This is a genomic window from Pseudomonas arcuscaelestis (assembly GCF_016881005.1).
GTDB classification, from domain to species: Bacteria; Pseudomonadota; Gammaproteobacteria; order Pseudomonadales; family Pseudomonadaceae; genus Aquipseudomonas; species Aquipseudomonas arcuscaelestis.
Map to the genome: position 1 here is coordinate 83,178 of NZ_JACOPV010000017.1, position 24,818 is coordinate 107,995.

At 56.0% G+C, this 24,818-nt stretch carries 18 protein-coding genes; all 18 read right to left on the bottom strand.

Annotated features, from left to right (window positions below; translation table 11 throughout):
• Nucleotide 1: 1 nt before the first annotated feature.
• The 18 genes from H8F21_RS23910 to flgK all read right to left on the bottom strand — a co-directional run bounded on the left by H8F21_RS23910 (nucleotide 2) and on the right by flgK (nucleotide 24,810).
• Nucleotides 2–1,384 carry a sigma-54-dependent transcriptional regulator gene (locus H8F21_RS23910; RefSeq protein ID WP_203543950.1) on the bottom strand — a complete coding sequence of 461 codons (1,383 nt, stop codon included), beginning with the start codon at nucleotides 1,382–1,384 and terminating at the stop codon, nucleotides 2–4.
• Nucleotides 1,381–2,574, bottom strand: a complete 1,194-nt coding sequence (locus H8F21_RS23915) for a sensor histidine kinase (protein WP_203585474.1) — start codon at nucleotides 2,572–2,574, stop codon at nucleotides 1,381–1,383. The genes H8F21_RS23910 and H8F21_RS23915 overlap by 4 nt, the downstream gene beginning before the upstream one ends.
• A 204-nt stretch (nucleotides 2,575–2,778) precedes the next feature.
• Nucleotides 2,779–4,254: a sigma-54 dependent transcriptional regulator gene (locus H8F21_RS23920; RefSeq protein ID WP_136477524.1), complete on the bottom strand. Its 1,476-nt coding sequence runs from the start codon at nucleotides 4,252–4,254 to the stop codon at nucleotides 2,779–2,781.
• 170 nt (nucleotides 4,255–4,424) lie between these two features.
• A complete protein-coding gene (gene fliT / locus H8F21_RS23925) occupies nucleotides 4,425–4,721 on the bottom strand; it encodes a flagellar protein FliT (protein WP_203585475.1) in 297 nt (98 codons plus the stop codon).
• Between the two features lie 9 nt (nucleotides 4,722–4,730).
• Nucleotides 4,731–5,126, bottom strand: coding sequence for a flagellar export chaperone FliS (fliS, locus tag H8F21_RS23930; RefSeq protein WP_203585476.1), 396 nt, complete (start codon nucleotides 5,124–5,126; stop codon nucleotides 4,731–4,733).
• Between the two features lie 131 nt (nucleotides 5,127–5,257).
• Nucleotides 5,258–6,652, bottom strand: coding sequence for a flagellar filament capping protein FliD (fliD, locus tag H8F21_RS23935; protein WP_203585477.1), 1,395 nt, complete (start codon nucleotides 6,650–6,652; stop codon nucleotides 5,258–5,260).
• 71 nt (nucleotides 6,653–6,723) lie between these two features.
• Nucleotides 6,724–7,089, bottom strand: a complete 366-nt coding sequence (locus tag H8F21_RS23940; protein ID WP_203585478.1) for a flagellar protein FlaG — start codon at nucleotides 7,087–7,089, stop codon at nucleotides 6,724–6,726.
• Between the two features lie 71 nt (nucleotides 7,090–7,160).
• The gene (locus H8F21_RS23945) at nucleotides 7,161–8,009 is read right to left on the bottom strand and encodes a flagellin domain-containing protein (RefSeq protein ID WP_203585479.1); all 849 of its coding nucleotides are present in this window, start codon (nucleotides 8,007–8,009) and stop codon (nucleotides 7,161–7,163) included.
• A gap of 247 nt (nucleotides 8,010–8,256) precedes the next feature.
• Nucleotides 8,257–9,186 (bottom strand): ketoacyl-ACP synthase III, encoded by a 930-nt coding sequence (locus tag H8F21_RS23950; RefSeq protein WP_203585480.1) that lies wholly within the window; start codon nucleotides 9,184–9,186, stop codon nucleotides 8,257–8,259.
• Between the two features lie 243 nt (nucleotides 9,187–9,429).
• Complete coding sequence (locus tag H8F21_RS23955) at nucleotides 9,430–10,035, bottom strand: glycosyltransferase (RefSeq protein ID WP_203585481.1); 606 nt, start codon at nucleotides 10,033–10,035, stop codon at nucleotides 9,430–9,432.
• Nucleotides 10,036–10,067: 32 nt separating this feature from the next.
• Nucleotides 10,068–11,600: an IS66-like element ISPpu15 family transposase gene (locus H8F21_RS23960; RefSeq protein WP_203585482.1), complete on the bottom strand. Its 1,533-nt coding sequence runs from the start codon at nucleotides 11,598–11,600 to the stop codon at nucleotides 10,068–10,070.
• Nucleotides 11,601–11,618: 18 nt separating this feature from the next.
• Nucleotides 11,619–11,978 (bottom strand): IS66 family insertion sequence element accessory protein TnpB, encoded by a 360-nt coding sequence (tnpB, locus tag H8F21_RS23965; protein WP_009687920.1) that lies wholly within the window; start codon nucleotides 11,976–11,978, stop codon nucleotides 11,619–11,621.
• Between the two features lie 170 nt (nucleotides 11,979–12,148).
• Complete coding sequence (locus tag H8F21_RS23970; protein WP_203585483.1) at nucleotides 12,149–12,757, bottom strand: class I SAM-dependent methyltransferase; 609 nt, start codon at nucleotides 12,755–12,757, stop codon at nucleotides 12,149–12,151.
• Nucleotides 12,758–12,866: 109 nt separating this feature from the next.
• Nucleotides 12,867–14,621, bottom strand: coding sequence for a methyltransferase domain-containing protein (locus tag H8F21_RS29870; RefSeq protein WP_328824534.1), 1,755 nt, complete (start codon nucleotides 14,619–14,621; stop codon nucleotides 12,867–12,869).
• Nucleotides 14,618–17,482: a glycosyltransferase family 2 protein gene (locus H8F21_RS23985; protein WP_203585484.1), complete on the bottom strand. Its 2,865-nt coding sequence runs from the start codon at nucleotides 17,480–17,482 to the stop codon at nucleotides 14,618–14,620. Before H8F21_RS23985 ends, H8F21_RS29870 begins: the two co-directional genes overlap by 4 nt.
• A 59-nt stretch (nucleotides 17,483–17,541) precedes the next feature.
• On the bottom strand, nucleotides 17,542–21,117 hold the full coding sequence (locus H8F21_RS23990; protein WP_203585485.1) for a glycosyltransferase: 3,576 nt from the start codon (nucleotides 21,115–21,117) through the stop codon (nucleotides 17,542–17,544).
• Between the two features lie 74 nt (nucleotides 21,118–21,191).
• Entirely contained in the window at nucleotides 21,192–22,760 is a 1,569-nt protein-coding gene (locus tag H8F21_RS23995) for a flagellar hook-associated protein 3 (RefSeq protein WP_203585486.1), read from the bottom strand.
• Nucleotides 22,761–22,773: 13 nt separating this feature from the next.
• Complete coding sequence (gene flgK / locus H8F21_RS24000; RefSeq protein ID WP_203585487.1) at nucleotides 22,774–24,810, bottom strand: flagellar hook-associated protein FlgK; 2,037 nt, start codon at nucleotides 24,808–24,810, stop codon at nucleotides 22,774–22,776.
• Between the last annotated feature and the right edge of the window lie 8 nt (nucleotides 24,811–24,818).

Consider the following 24,818-nt stretch of genomic DNA (forward strand, 5'->3'; position numbering starts at 1 on the left):
TTCAGGTGGCGTACAAGCTGGCCTCGACATCCATCCCGGCGTCACGCATCTGCGCCAGCTTGTAGCGCAGGGTGCGCGGGCTGATGCCCAGACGCTCTGCGGCCTCTTTGCGCCGTCCACGCTCGGAGCGCAGGGTGTCGATGATCATCTGAAATTCATGACGCCGCATATCGTCGCCCAAGGCGTTTAGCGCCTCGCCCGCAACGGGTGCCGGCAAGGCCACAACCGGTGGTGCGGGCGCAAACATTGGCATGGCACCCGCCAGACAGAAATCCGCCGCCTCGATCACACCGCCCTGTTGCAGGATCAGTGCCCGTTGTAAGGCGTTGTCCAGCTCACGCACGTTTCCTGGCCAAGCGTATTGTTGCAGACAAGTCTTGGCCTCAGGCGACAGGCGAACCGGGGCATGCTTCATTTTATTGACGTGTCGCGCCAGCAAACGCTCAGCCAGCGGCAGAATATCGGCGCTACGCTCACGCAGCGGTCGCCAAGCCAGCGGGAACACTGACAGGCGATAGAACAAGTCCTCACGGAAACGCCCTGCAGCCACTTCCCCCGCCAGATCACGGTTGGTGGTGGCCACGACACGGATATCCAGGGCAATTGGCTTGCGCCCACCCACCCGCTCCACTTCCCGCTCTTGCAGCACCCGCAACAGCTTGGCTTGCAGCCCCAGCGGCATTTCCGAGATTTCGTCGAGCAACAAGGTGCCGCCATCGGCCTGCTCGAACTTGCCAGGCTGGGCGGCAATGGCGCCGGTAAAAGAACCTTTCTCGTGACCGAACAGCGTGGCCTCGAGCATGTTGTCGGGAATCGCTGCACAGTTGATCGCCACGAACGGCTGGCCGTTACGCTTGGACTGCTGATGGATAAAACGCGCAAGGACTTCCTTGCCGGTACCCGACTCACCAGAAATCAATACCGTCGATTCGCTGCGCGCCACTCGCGCCGCCAACTCCAGCAATTGCAAGCTGGCCGGCTCGCAGGCGACCGGCCCGTCATCAGCCCCACCGGCGACCACGCCAAGTGCATGACGCGCAACCAGATCGAGCAAGGCACGGGGCTCGAAGGGCTTGACCAGGTAGTCCACCGCCCCTTGGCGCATGGCGTCGACCGCACGTTCCACGGCAGCATGGGCCGTCATCAACAATACGGGTAATTGCGGCTGCCGCGAGCGCAACAAGGTGAGCAATTGATGCCCATCCATGCCTGGCATGTTGACGTCGCTGACCACCAGGCTAAAGGCCTCTGCCGCCACCGCCTCCAGCGCATCTTCGGCCGAGCCGACGGCACGATAATCAAAGCCGCCCAATTCCAGGGTATCGCCCAAGGCCTGACGCAGTGCCCGATCATCTTCGACCAGCAGCACCTTGATTGCCTTCATTGCTTGTTCTCCCTCTCCAGCGCATCGATCAATGGCAACGTCACCAGCGCGCAGGTGCCGCGCCCCGGCCGGGAACGCAACTGCAAACTGCCCTGATGCGCGCGCGCCACAGCCTTGACCACCGCCAACCCAAGCCCCGTACCAGTGGCTTTGGTGGTTAGGAAAGGCTCCCCAAGACGCTCGAGCAACGCACTGTCGATGCCGGCACCGGCATCACTGACGCACAGGCGCAGCAGTTGCCCGCGGCGGTACAGGTGAATTTTCAGACGGGCAGGCTCACTACCCGCCTGCAGAGCGTTTTCAATCAGGTTGAGCAACGCGCCGACCAGGGTGTCGCGGTTGCACAGCAGCTCCCCCAGGTGGCTGTCGCACTGCCAGCGCACTGCATGCCCCTGGACATGAGGCTGTGCTGCCTGCTGCAAGGCCTGAAACAATGCCTTGGGGGTCAACCGGTCCGTCAGTGGCAGCTCGCCACGGGCGAACACGAGCATGTCGCGCACCTGATGCTCCAGCTCATGCAGGCGCTCCTTGAGGTTGCCGGCAAAGCGTTGCCGGGTGTGCAGCGGCAGGTCGTGTTCGGCCAGATGGCTGGCGTAGAGCAAAGCGGCCGACAACGGTGTGCGAATCTGGTGTGCTAGCGAGGCGACCATCCGCCCCAGCGACGACAAGCGCTCATGGCGCGCCAGCTCGCCCTGCAAATGGCGTGTTTCGGTCAGGTCATTGAGCAGCACCAGTTGCCCAGGCTCGGCATCCAGCGAGCGGGTTGCAATCGACAGGCGCCGGCCATCGCGCAACGAGACCTCGTGCCCGTCGTCTTCTCGCGGTGCAAAACTGCGGGCAATGACCACGCGCCACAGCTCCCCCACCAGCGGCTCGCCAAGCAAATCGCAGGCGGCCGGGTTGGCTTCGCGCACGCGACCCTGGGCGTCGATGACAATGACCCCGCCCGGCAGCAGGTCGAGCAAGTTCTGCAGGCGATTGGCCAAACGTTCTTTTTCGGCCAGTTCGGACATGCGCTGATCACTGACGACCGCCAGCTCACCCTTGAGTTCGGTTACCCGCGCCTCAAGCAGGTTGAAGGACGCGCTCAACTGACTGGAGACCTGGTCGAACAGGCCTAGGCGACTTTCCTGCTCGGCGTTCTGGCCCTTCGAAGTCGGGGCACAGGAGATGGGGGCAGCCTGGGGCATCGTGCTCTCTCGCGTGACTGACCGTCATAAAACGGTATGTTGCCAGCGATATAGCAATAGACGTGCCGGATATCGGCCAGGGAGGTGCAACCGCAGCCGTTGCAACCCGGTAAAGGCCGACAAGACGGGGGCTACAGCCTTGCAAATGGTAGGGATATAAAAGACAACGGGGCGCCAAGGCGCCCCGTTATGATCAAGCAAGCGTCAATCCTCCGCCTGCTCTTCTCCGTCTCGACGGCTCATGCCGTACTTGCGCATCTTTTCCACCAGGGTAGTGCGACGAATGCGCAGGCGTTCGGCAGCGCGAGCAACGATACCATTGGCGTCGTCCAGCGCCTGCTGGATCAGACCCTGCTCAAGGCCACCCAGATAGTCCTTCAGGTCCAGCCCTTCCGGCGGCAACATGGCATGGCTGGTGTAACCCGGCACGCTGCCATTGATGGCCACACGCTCTTCCAGGTCCGAACGCATGCTATCGACCAGTTGCTCGTCTTCATCGTCGACGTAGCGGAATTTCTTCGGCAGTTCCGAAACCCCAATCACGCCATAGGGATGCATGATCGCCATGCGCTCGACCAGGTTGGCAAGTTCGCGAACGTTGCCCGGCCAGCCGTGGCGGCACAGAGACATGATCGCTGCCGAATTGAAGCGAATCGAGCCACGCTTTTCGTGCTCCATGCGCGAAATCAGCTCGTTCATCAGCAGCGGGATATCCTCGACGCGCTCACGCAACGGAGCCATCTCGATGGGGAATACGTTAAGGCGGTAATACAGATCTTCGCGGAAGGTGCCCGCTTCGATCATGCTTTCGAGGTTCTTGTGGGTCGCGGCGATAATGCGCACGTCGATACCCTGGGTCTTGTTGCTGCCCACACGCTCGAATGTCCGCTCTTGCAGCACGCGCAACAACTTGACCTGCATCGGCAGCGGCATGTCGCCGATTTCATCAAGAAACAGAGTGCCGCCGTTGGCCAGTTCGAAGCGACCGGCGCGACTGGTAATGGCACCGGTAAACGCACCCTTCTCGTGCCCGAACAATTCGCTTTCGAGCAATTCCGCAGGGATTGCGCCACAGTTGACCGGTACGAACGGCGCTTCACGGCGCTTGGAATGGTAATGCAGGTTACGCGCAACCACTTCCTTGCCTGTACCCGACTCGCCGAGGATCAGCACGCTGGCGTCAGTGTCGGCTACCTGCTGCATCATTTGGCGCACATGCTGGATGGCGCGACTGGTACCGACCAGGCTGCGGAACAGATTCGGCTCACGCTGGCGACCACGCTCGCGGGCCTGGTCGTACATCTCGCGATAGACCTGGGCACGGTGCAGCGAATCGAGCAGTTTGCTATAGCTCGGCGGCACTTCAAGGTTGGAAAGAACACGGCGACGCAGCTCTTCCGGCAGATCAGCCGAAGAAATTTCACCTAAAAGCATCACCGGAAGGAACTCATCCCACCCAGCCACGGTCTTAAGCAAGCTCATCAGACTTGCCGGAGCACTTACAGCGCCAATCAGCACACAAAGCACTTCGCGACTCGATGACAGCGACTCAACCGCCTGCTGCCAGTCTTGGCTCGAGCAGGTGAGATTTTCTTCGCCTAGAAAATTCAGAACCACCGCCAAATCGCGGCGGCGAACGCTATCGTCATCGATCAGCAGAATTTTGGTTTCACGCCACATGCAATAGCAACTTCCCTAGTCATCTCGGCGCCCTATTGAGGGCAAGCTCGACATCATTCCGACTGAACGGTCAGTGTTCGGACGTCTGAAAATTGAAAACAGCTACTAGTTAAGTCAAAAAACCGCACAGAGTCAAATTTATGGCGCCCTGTTTATGGTTTTGCCCAGCTTCAGCTGAACAAATGGTATACCTTTGCCGCGTTCTTGGCATGCCGGATCTGCGTCATCTCATCGACTATTGATTGACGCTCGTCACTTGCAACCTCAATTAGTTGCCGGTAGACACCGAGCAACTCCTCCAGACTGCTGCGCAATACCGCTTCGTTGACCGAGGCTTCGGCCAATACATCGTCGACACACAATCGGCAGCTGACGTCGAGCTCGCTGATCGCCTCCCAGTCACGACTGTTCAGGGCACCTAGCAATGCTTCGCGGGCTTGTTCGATACGTTCGAGCACGACACTCATGACAACCTCCTAGACGTCGGCGGGTTGATCACCGATGGCGTCCCAGCCTTCCTTTACGGTAATCAGTAGCCGGGCAACCTCGTTGAGAATTTCCGGATCGTTTTGCACGTTGGCTTCGATCAGACGCTTGCTCATGTAAGTGTACAAGTTGTCCAACTCGGTCAGTGCGTCAGTATGATTTTCTAGATCAAGGCCTTCGCGCAGGCCACCGACGATACCAATCGCCTTTCCGATCAGGATACCGCGCTGGGCGATGTCGTTGCGCGCCATGGCGCCTTTTGCCTGGGCGATTCGATCCAGACCACCCTGCATTAACATCTGCACCAGCCTATGCGGGCTGGCCTCTGAGGTCTGCGCCACGCCGTTGACTTTCTGGTACTGCCGAAGGGCTAACATCGGATTCATGTTCTACCTCGTCACAACTAAAAGGTTTCATATAGCGATTGTATCGCCTGGGCATCAAAGAACTTTAGCCCGCACAGCAAAAAGCCCGGCACCCTTCTAAGGGTACTGCCGGGCCTCTGCGAGTCAGTCGATCAAGAGTTCTTCTGTTGCGCCTCAATCGAGGCAAACATCGAAACAATGTTCTTGCGTTCCGCCTCAAGCTTACCGACCAGGGTATCCATGGCTACGTAACGCTTGGTCAGGGAAGCCGTCAGGGAGTCGATTCGACGATCCAGAGCCAATTGCTGCTCGGTAAGGTCCTTCTGTAGCTTGTCCAGACCAGCCTTGCGCGAATCAAGAATACCCCCGGTCTCCAGATAAGGCTTTATCGCGCCATTCATTCGATCGAACACGCCATTGGTACCAGTGAACAGCTCTTGCACTTCTGGCCCGAGCTTCTTCTCCTTCATGGCAGCATCGAACTTGGTGGTATTGAACTCGAGCGTGCCATCCTTCGCAGTATTGATACCTAGCTGGCCGAGAGTGGTCAGGCGATCACCAGCCCCCACAGTGGACAGCTGCGAGCGCAAATCACTGAGCAATGAGCGCGATGTTGAATCGCCAGTCAGCGGGCCAAGTACATTGTTACCGTCTTCGTCCTTGCTTACTGCAGTGAGACTGTTGACCGTTTTGACCAGCGTGTTATAGGCATCAACAAAGGCTTGCACAGAGGTCTTCAGACCATCTTTGTTCTCACCAACAGTGATGGTGACCGTATCACTGGACGCCTTGAGCAGGTCCAGACTCAACCCACTGATCGCTTTATCAACGGTATTGGTCTTGCTGGTGACCTTCAAACCATCGATGGTCAGGGTCGCATCCATGGCAAGACTATCAATGTAACCAGCGCCAGTCCCCGTCATTTTATCAGTGCCGACAATCTTCAACTCGGCAATACCGTCCACCGAAATATCGGTACCGGCACCTGTCTTGCTCGAACTGAATACCAGGCGCGAACCATCCTTGCCGTTGACGATGTTGGCCGTGATGCCTTTTTCTGCGAGCGAGGAGTTGATTGAGTCGCGCACAGTCTGAAGCGTTGCCCCCGGACCGACTTTGACAGTATGGATCTGGCCATCTTGTGTGATGGTCAGATCACCTTCAGGGATCGGGGTGCTGGCGCCGGTATCAAATGCCTGGCTGGCAACCTTAGACGAGCTGGCGAGGTTATCAATCCTAACCTGATAACTACCTGGCACCGCGGTATTGTTAGAGGTCGCCTTGATCGTGGTGTCGCTGCTCGATGTCGCACTGTAAGCATTGAACGCCGGAGCCAGCGGATCATTAAGCTTCTTCATCGCCGCCTGATAGGCCGACAGCGCCCCCTTGAGCGACGCAACACCAGAAAGCATGGCCGTGTTGTTGGCGGTCTGGCGCTTGATCTGATTAGCTTTGGGGTCGGTATCAGCCTTAACAAGCGTCTCTACGATCTTGTTGATATCTACGCCGGAACCCAGACCTACGCTGGGTAAAATCGAACTCGCCATTGCTACTCCCTCTTGGTTACGCGCCGCTCTAGCCGGGCCAGACTAGCGGACTTACCATTCTGCCGCCAGTATCAGGCCTTGGCATTGAACAGCAGGCTGTTCACATCACTCAGGCTGTGAGCAATCTTCAACGCCTCTTCCGAAGGAAGTTGGCGGATCAACTCACCTGTTTCGCTGGCGATGACTTTGACAATAATTCTGCCGGACTCTTCATCCGTGGAAAATTCAAGATTACGTCGCGATGAGGCCAGGAACCTTTCAATGTCCTTGACGGCGCTTTTCACTTTTTCAGCTTCAGAAACACCTGTGTCTGCCGCCCCCTGCACTGACCTGGTGGCTTCCACCACCTCAATCGGCCTTGCTGCCGGGCGCTCGATGGTCTGCTCGACCGGCTTCGCCGTAGGGTACGACAGGCTCAGCTTCACGCTCATATCCATGTCACCACCTCTCAATGCAAAAGGCGGGGAAGTGCAGTATCCGCACTTCCCCGCCGATAACCATCAGGCGATTACTGAAGCAGTTTCAGCACGGCGGATGGCAATTGGTTGGCCTGGGCCAGAACCGAAGTCGACGCTTGTTGCAGAGTCTGCTGCTTGGTCAGCTGGGCAGTTTCAGCAGCGAAGTCGGTATCTTGCACGCGACCACGAGCAGCATCAGCGTTTTCGTTGATGTTCTGCAGGTTGTTGATGGTGCTGGTCATACGGTTCTGAACAGCACCCAGCGCGGCGCGAGAGTTACCGATGGAGCCAACAGCCTTGTCGATTGCAACCATGGCAGCCGAGAAGTTAGTTTCGGCGACGGCGCTGTCGCTACCGGCGATGGTGATGGCGCTGGTGATACCCAGGTCGCTAGCGGTGAACTTGCCACTCAGGTCGATCTTGATCTGGTTTTCGCCACCAGTGTTGGAGCCGACCTGGAAGGTCATGACGCTGGCCGAACCGTCCAACAGGTTTTTACCGTTCAGTTGGGTGGATTGGGCGATACGGGTCAGTTCCGCAGCCATTTCCTTGAATTCATTGTCCAGCGAGGTACGGTTAGTCGAATCGTTGGAGTCGTTTCGCGATTGCAGAGCCAGTTCGCGCATACGCTGCAGGATGTTGACCTGCTCTTGCATCGCGCCTTCAGCAGTCTGGGCGATCGAGATACCGTCGTTGGCGTTTTTGATTGCCATGGTTTGACCGCGGATCTGCGAGGTCATACGAGTAGCAATCTGCAGGCCAGCGGCGTCGTCTTTGGCGCTGTTGATTTTCAGGCCGGAAGACAGACGAGTCATCGAGGTGCTCAGAGCGTCGGAAGCGCGGTTCAGGTTTTTCTGAACGTTCAGCGACGTGACGTTGGTGTTTACGGTTAATGCCATGACGAATTCCTCGTGTGTGGGTATTGCGGCTTCCGGCCCTGGCAACCGCCGGGTGTGGCCTAGAGAACCTTCGTAATGGTTATCGTCGTCTTGGCAAGTTGCTTTAGGGCTTTTTTGAATTTTTTTACTGGCACCCTGCCACTGCAATGAAATCAAGGGTTTGACGCCAATAGATCCACCGCATGAAACACAGGTACAAAAAAGCGCCGCCGGGTAACCGGCAGCGCTTTTCAGACAGGGATCGATCTCAGCCCTTGCGCTCGATAATCGCTGACCCCCAGGACAGGCCAACACCAAACCCACTCAAAGCGACCCGTTGGTGCTGCGAGCCCAGCACGTGCTTCTCCAGCAGCAGCGGAATGCTCGAAGACACAGTGTTACCCGTCTCAACCATGTCCTTGACGAACTTGTCCGGGTCATTCTCGAAACGCCGAGCTACCGCATCAACAATCGCCGCACTGCCCTGATGGATACAGAACAGGTCAATGTCGGCTGCTGTCAGCTGGCTATCGCCCAGCAACTCGTGCAGGTGCGCAGGCACTTTAAGCAGGGCAAAATTGAACACCTGACGGCCGTTCATGAAGAACACGCCATCGCTGACCTTGAGGTGCGCGGCGCCACCACCATCGGTACCGAACTTAGCTTTACCCAATTGCCAACGAGCGTCCTCCCCCATCCAGGTCACGGTTGCCGCATCACCGAACAACATCGTGGTGTTGCGATCTTCTGGATCGACAATTTTCGAATACGGATCTGCGGTGATCAGCAGGCCGTTTTTCAAACCTGCCGCCTCCATGAAACCCTTCATGGCATAAAGGCCATAGACGTAGCCCGAACATCCCAAGGAAATGTCGAAGGCCGCAACATGGGTAGGCAAACCCAGCTTATCCTGGACGATGGCAGCTGTATGCGGTAATCCTTCTTCATCACCGTTCTGAGTGACGACAATCAGCGCATCAATGGACTCAGGCGACAGGCTCGGATTGGCAGCGAACAGGGCCTTGACCGCCTCCACGCAGAGGTCAGAGGTTTCCTGGCCGACGTCTTTACGCGGCAGGAATGTCGACCCGATCTTGCCGAGAATGAACTCTTGGTCCTTGGCGAATTTTGCACCCTGGGCGTAGTTGTCCACGCCTTCAACCGGTACGTAACTCGCAATGCTTTTGATGCCAATCATTGTGGCTTCCCAATAGGTATGGCGGATTTTCACGGACACCGGAGAAGAACAACGGGCTGCACGCCCTGCACGCCCACCCCCGGAGCCGATTCAGCGACTGATTAGATTAAAGATGCACGTTTCGACTGCCAAGTCACGATCGCGCATTATTATCCATAGTCGCGCGGCCAAACTTGCCTGGAAACAGCCCCTTAGAGATCGAGAGCGGGCACACCACCAGCCCCCAGGGCCTAATGGCCTTGACTACAGACCGGAAAAATCATCCATTTGGTGCAATGAGTCGTAGCTGACTTTTGTGCTGGCCCATGCCTGCTTGGCATAAATCGGGCCTGAGCCTGTGTATTCAACCCCTGTGTAGTGCCGCGGAATGAAAAAATGACTAGGAAAAACAGTTAGATTCACATACTGATATTGACGATAGGCAGTAGTCAAAAACAGAGGACCGACGGTTTCCCATGCCTTACCGTTCAATACGGTCGGTTTGTTCTTCAGGTCCAGCACCAACTGCCCGTAGAACGAATTCTGAGGGACCGAGGCGACATACCCTGCAGCGACCAGGTTGGGACGGACGAGCTCGTTTTCCCAGCAGGCAAAGCTTTCACACTCCAGCATCCAGTCTTCCAGAGGGCGAACACAGATGCTGTCTGCGTCAACCACCAGCCCACCGATGTGATACAAGATCTCCCATCTCATCAGGTCTGCCACACCGTTGAGCTCGGAACCGTACATTTCGGTCATATGCGCCGAGTTCACCCAACCGAACTCGGCCAACTCCTGATTCCCCCAGATGCGCACGTCCCAGGTGGGGTTCAGTTCACGCCATGTGGCAATGCAGTGTAACCGATCCATGAACCCCACCTACCACAAGGTGGAAGCCAAGGTTACCGTGGCATCTCTGGCGAACAGTTCCATGGCAGCAGCGCTTCGTAGTCTGCTACCGATGAGGCGTGCGGCAGTCGCTCCAGGACGTGGCGCAGCCACGTATAGGGCTCTTGGCCGTTGACCTTGGCGGTTTCGACCAAGCTGTAGATCTGCGCGCTAGCCGTGGCTCCCTTGGGCGTGTCACTGAACAGCCAAGCTTTGCGCCCGATCACAAACGGCTTTATGGCCCGCTCTGCCAGGTTGTTGTCGATCGGCAGGTGGCCCGCCTCGACATACCGCTCCAAGCGGTTCCAGTTGTTTGCCAGGTAAAGCACCGCCTTGCCCAGTACGCTTTGCGGTGTCACCTGTGAGTGCGTCTTGTCGAGCCAACTTTTCAACTGCTCAAGGATCGGCAGGCTTCGTTCCTGACGACCGAGGAATCGCTGTTCATCGCTGGCATCCTTGAGGTCGCGTTCGATGCCATACAGTTTGTTGATCATCGTCAGCGCAACATCGGCGCGACCGGTCTTGCCCTTAGGCTGCACCTTCTGCGCTTCGACGAATTTACGCCGGACATGCGCCATGCACGCCAGTCGTTCAACGCCCGGCTGTAGCGCCAACACGTTGTAGCCGGCGTAATCATCGGTCATCACGTAACCGCGATAGCCCTCCAGCAGGCGCAGCGGCACCTCCTGCGCGCGGCTGGTGGTGTAATCGAACAGCACGACTTGTCGATCAGGCGGGCCACTGGCCTGCACCCACATCCAGGATTGACTGGTCGGATCACGATCCGGCTCTTTGAGCACCTGCACGCGAGTTTCATCGCAATGGATCACCGGGCTTTCCAGCAGGCGGTCACGCATCAGGTTCAGCAGTGGCTGAAAGTGTTCGCTGCACTGGATGACCCAGCGGGCCAGGGTTTGCCGGGGGATCTCGATACCATGTCGGTTCAGCACCGTCTCGAAGCGGTGCAGCGGCAGGCCATCGACGTATTTGGTGGTCAGCAACATCGCCAGCACGCTGGGACTGGCCATGCTCTTTTCAATCAATTGGGCCGGCTTGTCAGCGGTGACCGGCGCGGTTTCGCAGCCACGGCAGCCATAGATTTTGCGTACGTGTTTAAGCACACGGATCTGCATCGGCACGATGTCGAGTTGTTCGCTGGTTTGCTCGCCAATCACGTGTTTGCGGCAACCACAGGCGCAAGTCAGTTCGTGCTCGGGCAAGTCATGAATGACTTCAATGCGTGGCAGGTCAGCCGACAGTGGCTTGCGTTTGCCGCGCTGCTTGCTTGGCGCAACAACTTCTTCGTCGGCATCATCAGCGGTAGGTACCCACTGACTTTCGGGTTCATTGAACAACGCCAGTTGGGGCGTGTTGGACTCGACGGTTTGCTCGGACTTGCGATTGAATAATCGGTCACGCAGCAGCTTGACCTGTTCCTTAAGGTCGACGATCTGACCTTTGTCGACCGTGCGCTCGGCCAACAACTGCGCAAGCAGTAGTTTGAGCGCGACAGGGTCGTCAGGAAGGTTATCGGGCACTGAAATCATGGCCCGGATTATACCCGCTCAGGCGACGAAACGAGGAGTCAAAACCTGATGCGGACGGTTGCGCCAGAGATCGAAACCGTCGAGTAGCCAATTCAGTTCCTGGACGGTCAGTACGATAGCTTCGTCGGTCGCGTCGGGTGAAGTTTTGAAACGCTCGGCTTCGAGGCGCTTGAGCCAAAGGCAGAAGCCGTTGCGCTCCCAATACAACACCTTGATGCGGTTACGGGCTTTATTGAGGAAGACGAAAAGTACCGGGTCGAACACGGCGACCTTGATGTCCAGTTCGACCAGGGCAGTGAGGCCGTCGATGGACTTTCGAAAGTCCACGGGCTTGGGGTAGAGGTAGACTTTTTCGACTTTGCTGTCGGGGCGCATCATGGCGGGCTGGCTCCAGAAAGAAATCGGGAGCACAGCATCGGGAATCAGGTGGACGGTTGGAATGTGGGGATGATGGATCCCTTACAATGCAGTTATCCGGGCGAATCGACTCATCGCCCACCCAGATGATATGGAGTATTTTCGGAATCTTCATTACTACGCCCCTACACTCAAGCCGCCCGCGTGGCAATCATTAGTAGGGATATCCGGTTATAAAACCAAATCCCCTGAATATTCCAGTCGGTGTACTTTTTTATCGAATTCTGAAAAGTATAAGGCGTGTACCAGCAGTTATGATCCGGGTGAACGACCTCGACAAACGTCTCACTACCTGCATTGTAATCAAAGTGCTGTCTGAAGCACTGAAATGCATCAGGAACAGTGATAACGTAGGCCTTGGCATCCAGAGCAGATAGTTTTCCCAGAAAATCAGCTACATTATCCACATGTTCCATAACCTCAGGAACCAGGACCACATCGTATTGCCCGCTGACATCTTCCCAGCGGTCGAACAACTGCCCACTGACGTGAGGCTGAAGCTGCTCAAAGGCATCAGAGTTCACATCAAAGCCATCAAGCGACTTACACACTGACTCCAGTTGCAGGTGTAAATTATTGTTCAGATCGGTGATCGGAAAATCGACACATCCGACATGCAATACATTTTTGTCCTGACAGATCTGAGTCATGACATCGATACGCGGTACACCCGCCAATGAACCAACCGCTACTTTCTGAACAAAATAAGTGTCGTGCTGACTTTCGAGAACCGAATCCATCATAGCCTCTGGACATGGAGATTAGAGTAAACGTGGCTGGTCATAAAAATGACGCCTCACAATCGCGTCTAAGCCTTTGCAAAATTCTCGCCAGCCTCTGCAAATACCTTCAAAGCACTGGATTAGTATAGAAGCTCCCGGCCCACTCGAAGAATACCTTGCGAAAGTCTTCGTTTTCCGGTTCGACAATCAAAGCCTGGCGTAGAAACTCGACAGCCTCTGTAACATCACCAACCTCTCGACTTAGAAAAGCTGCGAGGTGCAGTTTGACAGGGTCGAAGAATTGAAATGACAACGAGACCTTGATCATCGTCAGCGCCTCACGCAGGCACCCTGCTTGCAAGCGCTCCTCCAATTCACTGACGAAAACGTTGTTATCTACAATTCGGGAAGCGGCCAACCCTGTAACTTTGCGCAGGACCACGGTGTGCCCATTACCGACCTTGCTGTCAGTTTCCTCGACACACTCGATATACCAACAACCAAGACCATTACAATTCAAATAATTGACTGCCTCCAGCATCCGTTGCAAGGAGAAGACCTGGTAGTGTTCACGCCATGGTTCTTCGGGCATCGACTCGATACCGACACCCAGTTCGAACGCCTCAATCATCGCGGGCAAGGTGGTCAGCGCTCTAACACCATCGGTGACAGCCGCCACGCGTTTCGGAAAAATACAAAAAAATACACCAAGATCCTTCAATACCCGCTGGGACTCAATATAGGCAGCGAATACATTCGGAGCATGTTCAATCACATGGGAACTTACAATATAGTCAAATGCACCGTCTTCGCTTCGAATAGTTTGATAATCGCCAACCAGATCGACACTAACGAAATCCCCCACACGTTCAACTTGAGCATTGCTATACTTTAAAAAGTCTGCCAGATCCCGCGGATGGACATAATCAACACCATCGCTTGGCGCCACATTCAAGCAGTTTGGCAAGTAAAAAGCATTGTGCGCCGCAGCGCCTAGCTCTATGCCTTGACCGACACAGTATTTATGCGCCAGCGCCATGCCAGGACGACGCTCAGCCGAGCCATCCTCGGGGCTCGACTTAACAGCGTAGCGTCCATGGATATCCCGTACGCTGGCAACAAATTCATCAGACGACGCCAACGGTATACCAACAGGAGGTACCCCATGCTTCTCCTGAAAATAGGCCGCCGCGCACTGAGCGATCTTTTGATGATCATGCCTGGAGGAGATTGTCGACTGCTCCACGCTCCAGGCATCATCCCCCAGATAGGCCGCCGAATCAGGAATGTCCGCAAAGTACCAGAAAGACGGATGCTGTCCGGCCTGGATTACCCTCAGCGTATGTTCTACATGTTCGAAAGCGTTGTAAAAGCCTTCATCCATTCCACCCACATCCAACAAGCACTGCTTGGAATAGTAGGAGAATGCCCCCACACAGTGGGGGTAGAACGGCACATTCAATTCTTCCGAATACTCAATGGTGACACGAGGATTCGGCCTGCCATCTGGCGTCTTGTTCATCACTCCATGTTGACTGAAATTCATGTGCTGAATTCCCGTCAAGCTGGCAACTTGGACGTAGCGGGAAAAAACCTCTGGGTCACGAACAAATATATCGTCTTCGATCAGAAATATATGGTCAGCGCCACACGCCAATAGGTAGTCCAGCGCTCTATTCTTGGACTTGGCCACGCCCAAGTTGCATTCATTCTGAAGAAAATGATGAGCGCAACCCGGCACGCTCAGCGCGTATGGTTCTCCATCGTTGACAATGACCAGATAATCGATGATGTCCAAGGGCAGGGTTTTACACAACCGCTGCAATTGCTCTGGCCGATTGAACGTGGTGATCCCACAGCCGACAACTTTGCCGTCGATCACACCACTTCCCCCAACTCGTCAACCCAGGCCAACATCGAAACCTGCCCGCCGTTGGCTGCCCTGGAAACATCAATGCCCCGTTCACCCTCTACAACTGCGCGGGTGGAGAATGCACCCGGCCAGCGCTCAAAGAGCATATCGGCTCCACGTAAGTCGCCAGCCTCAACACCAGGGTTGCGTACCTGTGCTTGCGGCGCCCATACCGTCAGCAACCCGAGTGTTGCAACTTTCAAGCAAAAATCGATGTCGGCGGCGACCTGGTTGTCGTTAATCGTATCCAGGCCCTGTACTTGCTCAAAGGCCGACTTACGCACCATCAAACAGTCACTTGATACCCCGTGGCAGCCACGCTCTATCGCGACTCCCACCGCAGGTTCAAGCGCTTGCCGCGCCAAACCGACCCAAGACGCCAATACCCGTCCGGAGCTGTTCAGTTCGAAACCCGCGTGACTGATGATGTTGTCTTCACTGATCATCTTGCAACCAACAACACCCACCTCAGGCCGCTGCGCCTGGTTCAGCAAAGACTCAATCCAGGCTGGCGTCACGATCTGACTACGGTCAGACAACAGAATCAGGTACTCGCCTTGGGCAGTACCACTTGCCAGACTCAAAAGGCTTTCTCGAGTGTGCGCTTGCTCACTCCACAGCACTTTCACCCGGCCACTAGCTCCCTCGAAGCGAGAGAGGTATTCCCTGACCGTTTCAGATGTGCGGGAATCACCGATCACAATAATTTCATAACGCTGATAACGAGTGCGCTGAGTGATACTCGCCAAGCAGGACTTGAGCAGCTCGCAGTTGCTGCCGGCAGGCAGCAAAATGCTGACCATTGGTGTATGTGAATGGCGGAAGTCGATGTGGAACCCCCCACCGCTCAACATGTTCACTTGCCCACGGTAACCCAGCACGACCAAATGTCGTTTGAGCGTTTCGTAAGCGTCCTTGGCCATTGCCCCATCATCCTGTTTGGCGATGACAAGGTACTCATCCATGTGGGCGAAGCCTGAAACGCCCTTCTGCTCGATCAAGCGCAACAGCAGATCGAACTCAAAGGCTCCTTGGCAGGCTTCATTGAACCCCCCGCAGGCTTGCACTGCGCTACGGCGAAGCACCCAGTGACGGGACATCAGGTCAGGGCGGCTACGCAACAGCTCGATGTTGTTGGCAGGACGCACCACACTATGCAGGCAACCTTGCTGGTCACGCTGAATCTCGTTTGCGGAAATTGCCTGATAGTCACTGGCACTCGACAGCTCCACATGCAGGCGTAGTACTCCGCCAGGTGCCAGCACATCGCCGACATCAAGCACCATCAACCAGTCGCTTTTCAGTTGTCCAATGACCTGGTTCAGCCGTGCGACCAGGCTTCCTTTAGCAACCCTGATAAAATGCACGGTGTCATGGATAGTGGTAATTGCCGGAAGATCTCCTGCCCTGAGAACTACTACCTTGAAGGTTCGCAAACCGCTACCCAGCAAGCTATCGAAGGTACGCTGCAAGGCAGCGTCATCTTCTTCCAAATCGATCACCAGGAAGTTCAACACGGGGGCAGGATTTTTATCCAGGTGACGCAGAACCCGCTCCCTTGCCAAACCCTGTGGCGTGGCTTGCTCAAGGGCCTGCAGAATTCTCCCCGACGGCGTGCACTCCAGCAGGCGTTCAACATTCGAAGCATCGCTGACTTGCAACCGCTGGTACCAGCTACCCACCTGCTCTTTGAACGGGCGATCTTCTTCATCTTCCAGCACCCCCATCAAACGCTCACTCACCCGAGCATTGAAAAGCCCCAGCGAAAAAGCCTCTGCGTATCGATACTGCAGACTGCCAGGCGTATCGTTTGGATGGACCTCCAGCAGAGCCTGTTGGCGCACCCAGCACCCTTCGAGTGCACCGATCTGGACAACCCCAGCCGGTTGCGCATGAACCAGGAACTCCAGCTCTGTCAAAGTATTGAACAAGCTTGCAGAGTAGTACGGCAAATCGATGAACTGTCTAGGCTCGAACACACGTTCTGGCTTCTGACCGGCCTGCGTCCAGTTCGAAGTGAACAACAGCGGATGTTCCCCCGGCTCAGCCATCGACCGAGCAAAGTCCCCCAAGGCTTGCTGATCAACAAGCCTTTGGCAGAACTGCCAGGTCTGCGCATCCCACTTACGCAATGCCTCAATAAAAGGGGCCAGCCCGGTGTCCGCGCCATCTTCAGCATCATCTGCACTGGACTGTTCGATCAAAACGAAAGTCGACGGCAAAATCGCCACCGGGTGTTCAGCGAGCAGACCAAAGGAAAGTGCGGACTTCCAGCTTTCCAGTGCAAGGTCCTCCGGGGCATCTCGAACCACCGTCGACAACGCATCAACCCTTACCACCGCACGCCAAGCCTGAAGCCGGCTTGCAGTGTGGCGACGAATTCGCTCAAGACTGGTGGCAGGCTCATCCCCATGTTCTAAAGCGTTACCCAGTTTGTGGTATCCGACACTGGCATTGAGGGGCCGATAGCCTAGCGAAAACCCCTGGCACAGGGCGTACTGCGGATTGGCATGGAGGAACTCCACCGATTCGCCCAAGGAGTCGACGAGAAGAAAATCCGTCTCGGGTACAAGAACGACATAAGGCGTCTCGATGCACTCAAGACAGTCGCCAATTGCACGCTTCCAGGCCTGAGTCTGCGCTACCTGCCGAGCATCAACGTGCGACGAAATACCTTGAGCATCAGCTTCAACGGTAACCACCTGCAGATGCGGGACCTTTCGGCGGTAATAGTTTTTAGCTCGCCCCAAGTAATCAGTACGGCCAGTCCCGAGCAGGATGACCGTCACATCGCCCAGCGGCTTCGCAAACTCGTTCGATACGTTGCCCATCATCCACCCCTCACTAAATTTGTCATTGTCTGCCGGCTCTAACGACCGGTGGAACTTGATTAATCCGCCAACCAGCCGTTGACCCATTGCTGCAGATTGTTAGCAGTCAATACATAATCACGTAACACTACTTCCCGCAGCTCGTCGCCGATGCGATAACTCGCTTGAGGGTCGCTGAGGTGCATACGGATTGCTGCCAACCACTCCCGAGAGGTGTGACTTGTTACTCGAGTGCAGGGCAAATACCCCCGATAAGCTTTGGTGTCACTGCAGATCACGGGAAAGCCACACGCGCCATACTCAAGCAAGCGAAGGTTACTTTTACAATCGTTGAACAGGTTTACCTCGAGCGGTGCCAAAGCCAAATCAAGGTTCAAACTTGCCAACTTCTGGGGATACCTGCCCAACTGAACCCCAGCATGGAATTCTTTGATGTAAGGGCGCAGAATATCAGGGCACATGCCGAAGAATACCCAGTCCACTTCGTTGGCCAGTTCTTTGACGACATCAGCCAGCAACTCCAGATCGCCGCGATGACTCGTGCCGCCCGCCCACCCAACTCGCGGCTTGACCGAGGTCTGACGACGGCTCTTCAAACCCAACCACAGTTGTGAGGCCAGCATATTTGGCACAACACGAATGTCGTGATGCATACTGGATAGCGCATCAGCCAGCGGCTGAGTTGAAACAACCACACGATCACACATTGAAATCCCGCGCCCTACTAGCTCCAACATATTGGCTGGCATATTGCGGCTGTGCGCATTTTTCTTCGGCACATCTATTATGTAGTCGTCCAGCTCATAAATGCGTCGTGCGTTGGAGAAGCTTTTGACCCGTTCAAACTCACGAACGGAACTCGGCATATAACGGCACTGCATGATAATTACATCCGCCTTGCTTCTCTCCAACTCGATATTACCGGGGGTGGAGTAATCTACACGCCCCTGAATCCAGCCCGCACTTTCCAACTCATGGAATGGCTGGGCAACGCGATAGTGGCCAACAGCCGAAGTGTTTATCGGCAGGCCCAGAACGAACGGCAGCGCTCGGCTGATAAAAGGATCCCAGCCGCTAAGCAAACCTGCGTCGATATTGAAGCTTGACATTTTCAGACTGAGGTTGCGGTTGTATGCGGGGTCATAAGCAATCCGGGAAAGCCAGCGCTTATAGAATATTTCCTGATCCTGTTCGCTGCTAAGCGCGCAGGCCTTACTGCGCTCGTCATCCGCAAACCGGGCAACAACGGCGTACGGAGTCCAGACCACCAGATATCCATGATCGCGGATACGCAAGCACAGATCCGCATCAAACAACTCACGTTGAAATGCTTCCGCATCCAGACCTGCCACGTCATTGAAAATGCTCCGACGCACAAGCAGGCAACTAGCCTCTACAGCACTTAAGTTTTGTACGACGACCAACCGATTCATGTAACCACTTGCATCGACGGTCTGCCCGATAAATGGGCTACCAACCAAACCATGCAAGCCCAGCACCAACCCCGCGCTCTCAACTCCACCGGACATGTTACACAGCTTCGAGCCAACGACACCGACCTCAGGACGCTGCGCCTGGCTCATCATCTCGTCCAGCCAATGGGCGTCGAAAATCAGGCAGCCAGCGTCGAGCATCAACAGATAATCGCCTCGCGCCTGAGTACTAGCCTGATTGAACAACAACGATCCGCACGTTGCGTCAATCTTAACAATTCGCAGCTGTGACGTATCCAGCGCACGCATCGCCGCAAACCAGTCCTGAAACTCACCAGACTCCTGGCCGTTGGCTAAAACAAGCACCTCATAGGAGCCATAAGCGGTGTGTTCGAAAATCGATTCAACACACCTGGCCAACAGCTGCAGATTGCTGCCGGTAGCGATCATGATCGAGACCAGTGGCGTATCCGCATGCTGGTAAAGCACCCGAGACACCATTGACCCCGGTGCACTCAACAACTCGGCGGCAACCTCGAGGCGCTGCAAGTGCGCGCGCAGGATACGCGGCGCCTGGACGGTGCACTCTGGGTCGAGCAACCACGCCCCGTAACCAGTTGGACTTTGCACCAACAGCTCGGCGACATGCTCGACCACCTGTAATCCGTGGGTTTCCACCAGGCGCCAAAGCAAATCCTGAGGCGCCAGCACATCAAAGCTGTCGTTGAAGCCCCCCAGCTCAAGTAAACCCTTGCGTTCGAATGCGAGCATGCGCCCGACGAAAGGAAAACTGCGCATCAAGTCCAGATTGAAGTCTGGCTTGAAAATAGGTTGGGAAGCTTCCAAACCATCATGGCTGCCCTCGTCGGTGTACAGACACAAGCGGTCCGCACGCACAGCCATACGCTCCGCCATGATCACCAACGCATGCGGATGCAAGCGATCGCCAGCTTTTAAAAGGAATACCCAATCCGCCGAGGTGGCAGCATTTATATGCTCATTTAGCTGATTAAAGCCATTGCCTTCCGATGCAATGTATTTGACCTGCGGCGTATCTACACGCGACCCCGCCCCAGGTGCGAGCACCCAGACTTCGCTGGCGAGATAGGACTGCGTCGAAATACTGTCCAGCGTGATTTGCAACGCCAGTTCATCATTGCCTGGATTGCTGATCACAGAAACAATGCGCGGCTGTTGAGGCCATTGCTCTAGCCGCTTGGGGAGCAGCCGTATCTGAGCAGAAGACAGACTGCGGCAATCCAACCATTCGGCATACAGCTCGGTAAAACTAAGGCTGCGCGTGCCCACCTGCTGTTGATAGCTGGCAAGTTGTCCGGCATACAAGCGAGTCAACTCGAACTCTTCCCAAACCCTGCCTTCCACTGGAGCATAGCTCTCTATCGGCATGTAGCGAATCCAGCCGCTGGCGGGAGCGGGCTCGCCCGTTCGCGCTGCCAACATCTGTAGCAACCACTCGGTCTCCATATCAAATGCCAGCGTCATACTCGCGTGATGGCTTAAACGCCCCGCATGCACACGCTCAAGGCTTAACATTGTTGTCAAGTAAGCAAGGTGACCGCGGCGCAACAGACAAATGTATAAGGCCAGATCCAGGCGAGCACTGAATCCCGCTCCATCCTGTACAAGTTCAGGTAAGTACTCCTGCACCGGCGCTCGGCGCATCAGCATATGGCTGATGCCTCCGAAAAGATTGGTCGCTTTATCCTCGATAGCTTCGAGAAAGTCGCCACCATTGAGCACCGCACTGCATGGAGAGATCACGCAGTTTGCCAGACGGGCAGGCAACAACGTCTCATCTGCGTCGCAGATCAGCCGATGGTTTACAACCATGTTGACATCCGGGCAATCAATCAACACCCGAACTTTTTGTTCAATACAGCCAGCAATCAACCAGTCGTCATCACAAAGGAATTTGATGAACGTACCGCGGCAGTGCTCAAGACACGTTAGAAGGTTGTGCGCAAAACCCAACGTAACGGGATTGCGTACATAACGAAGCTCACAACGTGCCTGCGCGGCCCATTCATCGAAAATTTCCTTGACCCTGTCCCCTTGGCTGTCATCACAGACGATTACTTCGAGATTCGGATAGGACTGCGAAATGGCACTGAACAGCGTGCGGTTCAAGAACTCAGGATTGAAGGCAGGAATGGCAATACTGACGAGCGGCTGTTCGTACATGATGGTAAACCTAGAGAGATTCCCAAGTGATGCCAGAGCTAAGCATCACTTGGGGGATACAGCGCGAGGAAGTATCAGAGGCGGTTGAAAAGGCTCAGCGAGGATATCTTGGTGAATGCCAATTGCGACGCCTGGAGCATCGTCTGTTGCAGGCTCAAGCGAACCAGTACTTCAGCAGGGTCCGCATCACGAATCGAACTCTGGGTCTTGGTGTTGGCCATTTTCAGGCTCTCGTTGGTTTCCGCCTGAACATCCAGAGCGGCACTGCGAGCACCGATCGAACTGATGGCCTCGGCAACTTTATTTGCCCCACTTTCCAGATTGCCAATCGCCGATTCCAAGGCGGCCTGGTACTTCTGGCGCGATGCCAGGTCTGTGTCAACCGGCATCTCCAGCGCTTTGCGGAACGCCGAGATGGTATCAAGGATATTCTGGGTCTGATGAGTATCGACCTTGACCGAGAACTGGTCACCTCCGGCTGGCGGCTCGGAGAAGTCAAAGTCGACACCGGCAATGTTGGCCTTGGTGGCAGGCGTGCCGGTCAGGGCACCACTGGCCACAGGACGGGCATCCGGCAACATCGGCTGGGCGTAGACCTCAAAGTTGGTAGCGCTGGTGAATTTGATGATCGCACCACCACCCGGGAACGCGTCGCTGTAGGCCGACTTGTCAGTAATGGTGGCACTATTGATCTGCGCTGACGACGAATTGCCAGGGCTTCGCGAACCGCTGACATCATCGGCTTTGGAGGCCAGATTGAACGAGTACCCGGCGATTGCGGTATCCGGATCGTCGCCTTCCTTCAAGTTGACGTCCAGGCGCATTTCGACACCGCGGAAGCTGATGTTGGCGCCCTTTTTCAAATCGAAGGTGCCGCCACCGGTGGCCTCCAGGGTCACGTCATTGCTGGCCGCGTCAGTGATCTTGAATTCGGTGTTGCTGGTGAAGGTGATGGTGTATGGCTCACCGCCACGGAAACGATCATTGTACTGAGTGCTACCGGACACCTGGCCGTTGGACAGACTGACCCGGCCATCATCCACGGCCGGAAAGGTCAGGGTCGTCTGGCTGCGACTGGTATTGAGCGCTTGCTCGAATACGCTGTAGCCGCTTTCATTGGTGGCCATACTAAGCATGTCACCCACCTGCAGATTCAAGGTGCTCTGATCGCCTTGGTATGTATAGGTGCCATCAGCGTTGCGTGCGTAAGGTGGGGTGTCGCCACGCGAACCGGAGAAAATGTACTTGCCGTTTTCATCCCGGCTGTTCATCAGACTGTAAAGCTGCTCTTCGAGCTGAGTCAGCTCTTGGGCATTGGCTTTACGGTCGGCATCGGTATAGCCGCCGTTGCCAGCGCCGACTGCCAGTTCCTTGACCCGGGCCAGCACGTTGGTGATGGAGTTCAAGGTCGCCTCGGCGGTACCCAGGCTATTGCGCACGCTGGTGATGTTGCCACCGAACTGATCAAGCAGGTTGCTCTGCTGTTGCAACTGCAGCAGGCGAGCAGCACCGACCGGATCATCAGCAGCCGTGCGCACACGAATATTGTCACTGGCCTGCTGACCGGTCTTCACTACGTTGGAAAAATTACGCTGATAGCTTGAGGAGCTGGTTTCGTAAAACTGGGAAGTAGAAATACGCACGGTCTACCGCTCCTTAAAGGGCATTGATCAGCGTGGAGAAGATTTCCTGCGCCGCTTTGATGATCTGCGACGAGGCCGTGTAGTACTGCTGATATTTGATCAGGTTGCCGGCTTCTTCATCGAGTTGGACGCCCGACAGCGAATCGCGCGAAGCCTTGGCCGAGGTGTGCAATGCGGTGGTTGAGTCCACATCCATCTGTGCCTGGGCGGTCTTGCCACCGACGTTCTCCACCAGTTTGCCGTAGGCGTCGGTGAGGCTGATGCCCTTGCCGTTGGCGCCGACTTCAACAGTGCCCTTGGTCTGCAGGTCGATCACTGCCTGGCCGTTGCGGTTGTTGTCCGAACCCGGGCCGGTCAGGGACACAGTGTAGTTGTCACCTTCCTTGGGCGATCCGGACACGTCCATCTCGAAGGTGAACGTTTTCTGGTTACCGTTGCCATCGTTGATCGGTGCCCCGGTGGAATCGATCATTGGTACCGAGAACTGCAGTTTGTTGGCTTGTCCTGGAATGATCGTACCGGCACCCAGGGTACCGCCCTGGGCATCGATCAGCTTGTAGGTCTGCGGGTTAGCTTTGTCATCACCAAACACCAACTTGACCGGTGTCGAATACTTCAGGCCGTTCTGCAGATCCAGGCGCTGGGCCGGATCATAGATGTCCATCGACGAGGTCAGATTGGGCTGACCGATGATGCCGGTACCCTGGTTGCCCGACCCACTGGTGGCGGTAAGCGGTGACGCCAGCGCCAGGCGTTTGGGATCGGTAAGTACGGTATCCAGGTTGCTGGCGGCATTGCGCGTCGGGGTGATCTTGAAGCTGTCACCGGCACTCATGCCACCGCTATTGAGCTTGAGGGCGAAACCATCGATCACCGGCGCCGGGTCGTCGGCAATGTCGAAGGTGCCCATGTCGGTACCCTCCGGCAGCTTCTTGACACTGTAGCCGGTGGCACTGGTAAAGGTCACTTGGTAATCGCTAGTGCTCAGCTTGCCGGTGTCCTTGATGACCACATCGAGCATACCGTTACCGGTGTTGCCGGCTTTGGCAATGCTGCGCTGGCTGATCAGTTCAGGGCTGTTGATGTTGTTGAACAGGGCGGCACCGAACTCGCCGTTCTTGTCGATCCCCTGGGCCAACTGACGGTTGATTTGATCAGCCATGACCAGCGCCACACGCCCCAGTTCGTTGAGCGAGGGATCGAGAACTTCACTGCGATAACGCAGCAGACCGCCAATTTCGCCACCCTTGAGACTGGAAGTGACATCCATAACCGTGGTGCCACGGTTGAGTTGGAGACTGACCCGGGTCGGGTCGTTCTTGCTCGGTACGGTCTCCAGGGTGTTGATGGTCTTGCCCATCACCAACGGCTGGCCGTTCTCCAGGTAAATATCCAGATTGCCTTCACGCTCGACCACCTCGGTACCGACCAGCTGGGACAACTGACGCACCGCTTCGTTGCGCTGGTCGAGCAGGTCGTTCGGGGTACCTTGCATCTGCGAGATCTGGTCGTTGTACTGGGCGATGGTCGCCGACAACTTGTTGACCTGATCGGCCATCGACGACAGGTTGCCATTGATGTTGCTGTTCTGTTCGTTGAGCTGGTTGGCGATGGTGTTAAAGCGCTTGCTCAGCGATTGCGCACTGGTCAGCAGCAACTGACGCGAAGCATCCTCGTTGGGCTTGGCGGCAGCACTTTGCATGGCAGTGAAGAAACTCTTCAAGGCGCCGGTAATACCGGTATCTGCGTCGGACAGCATGCTGTCGATCGGCGCAACCTGATTGAGATACGCCGCCGCATCACTGTTCAGCGAGGTCGTGGTACGCAACTGATTTTCAAGGTAGGCGTTATACACCCGGCGCACATCGGACAGGGTCGTACCGGTACCGATAAACACGTTGCCGTTTTGCTGAGAGCCATTGGCCCGCTGCACGTTCTGCTGACGCGAATAACCGGCGACATCGGCATTGGTAATGTTGTTACCCGTGGTGTGCAGGCCCGACTGACTGGCGTTGAGCCCCGACATCCCGATGTTGATCAAACTCGCCATGGTTCAAA

What these genes read in the sequence shown, in the direction of transcription:
- H8F21_RS23910 (WP_203543950.1), bottom strand. Translation starts at nt 1,384, where the DNA reads ATGAAGGCAATCAAGGTGCTGCTGGTCGAAGATGATCGGGCACTGCGT.
- H8F21_RS23915 (WP_203585474.1), bottom strand. Translation starts at nt 2,574, where the DNA reads ATGCCCCAGGCTGCCCCCATCTCCTGTGCCCCGACTTCGAAGGGCCAG.
- H8F21_RS23920 (WP_136477524.1), bottom strand. Translation starts at nt 4,254, where the DNA reads ATGTGGCGTGAAACCAAAATTCTGCTGATCGATGACGATAGCGTTCGC.
- fliT (WP_203585475.1), bottom strand. Translation starts at nt 4,721, where the DNA reads ATGAGTGTCGTGCTCGAACGTATCGAACAAGCCCGCGAAGCATTGCTA.
- fliS (WP_203585476.1), bottom strand. Translation starts at nt 5,126, where the DNA reads ATGAATCCGATGTTAGCCCTTCGGCAGTACCAGAAAGTCAACGGCGTG.
- fliD (WP_203585477.1), bottom strand. Translation starts at nt 6,652, where the DNA reads ATGGCGAGTTCGATTTTACCCAGCGTAGGTCTGGGTTCCGGCGTAGAT.
- H8F21_RS23940 (WP_203585478.1), bottom strand. Translation starts at nt 7,089, where the DNA reads ATGGATATGAGCGTGAAGCTGAGCCTGTCGTACCCTACGGCGAAGCCG.
- H8F21_RS23945 (WP_203585479.1), bottom strand. Translation starts at nt 8,009, where the DNA reads ATGGCATTAACCGTAAACACCAACGTCACGTCGCTGAACGTTCAGAAA.
- H8F21_RS23950 (WP_203585480.1), bottom strand. Translation starts at nt 9,186, where the DNA reads ATGATTGGCATCAAAAGCATTGCGAGTTACGTACCGGTTGAAGGCGTG.
- H8F21_RS23955 (WP_203585481.1), bottom strand. Translation starts at nt 10,035, where the DNA reads ATGGATCGGTTACACTGCATTGCCACATGGCGTGAACTGAACCCCACC.
- H8F21_RS23960 (WP_203585482.1), bottom strand. Translation starts at nt 11,600, where the DNA reads ATGATTTCAGTGCCCGATAACCTTCCTGACGACCCTGTCGCGCTCAAA.
- tnpB (WP_009687920.1), bottom strand. Translation starts at nt 11,978, where the DNA reads ATGATGCGCCCCGACAGCAAAGTCGAAAAAGTCTACCTCTACCCCAAG.
- H8F21_RS23970 (WP_203585483.1), bottom strand. Translation starts at nt 12,757, where the DNA reads ATGGATTCGGTTCTCGAAAGTCAGCACGACACTTATTTTGTTCAGAAA.
- H8F21_RS23985 (WP_203585484.1), bottom strand. Translation starts at nt 17,482, where the DNA reads ATGGGCAACGTATCGAACGAGTTTGCGAAGCCGCTGGGCGATGTGACG.
- H8F21_RS23990 (WP_203585485.1), bottom strand. Translation starts at nt 21,117, where the DNA reads ATGTACGAACAGCCGCTCGTCAGTATTGCCATTCCTGCCTTCAATCCT.
- flgK (WP_203585487.1), bottom strand. Translation starts at nt 24,810, where the DNA reads ATGGCGAGTTTGATCAACATCGGGATGTCGGGGCTCAACGCCAGTCAG.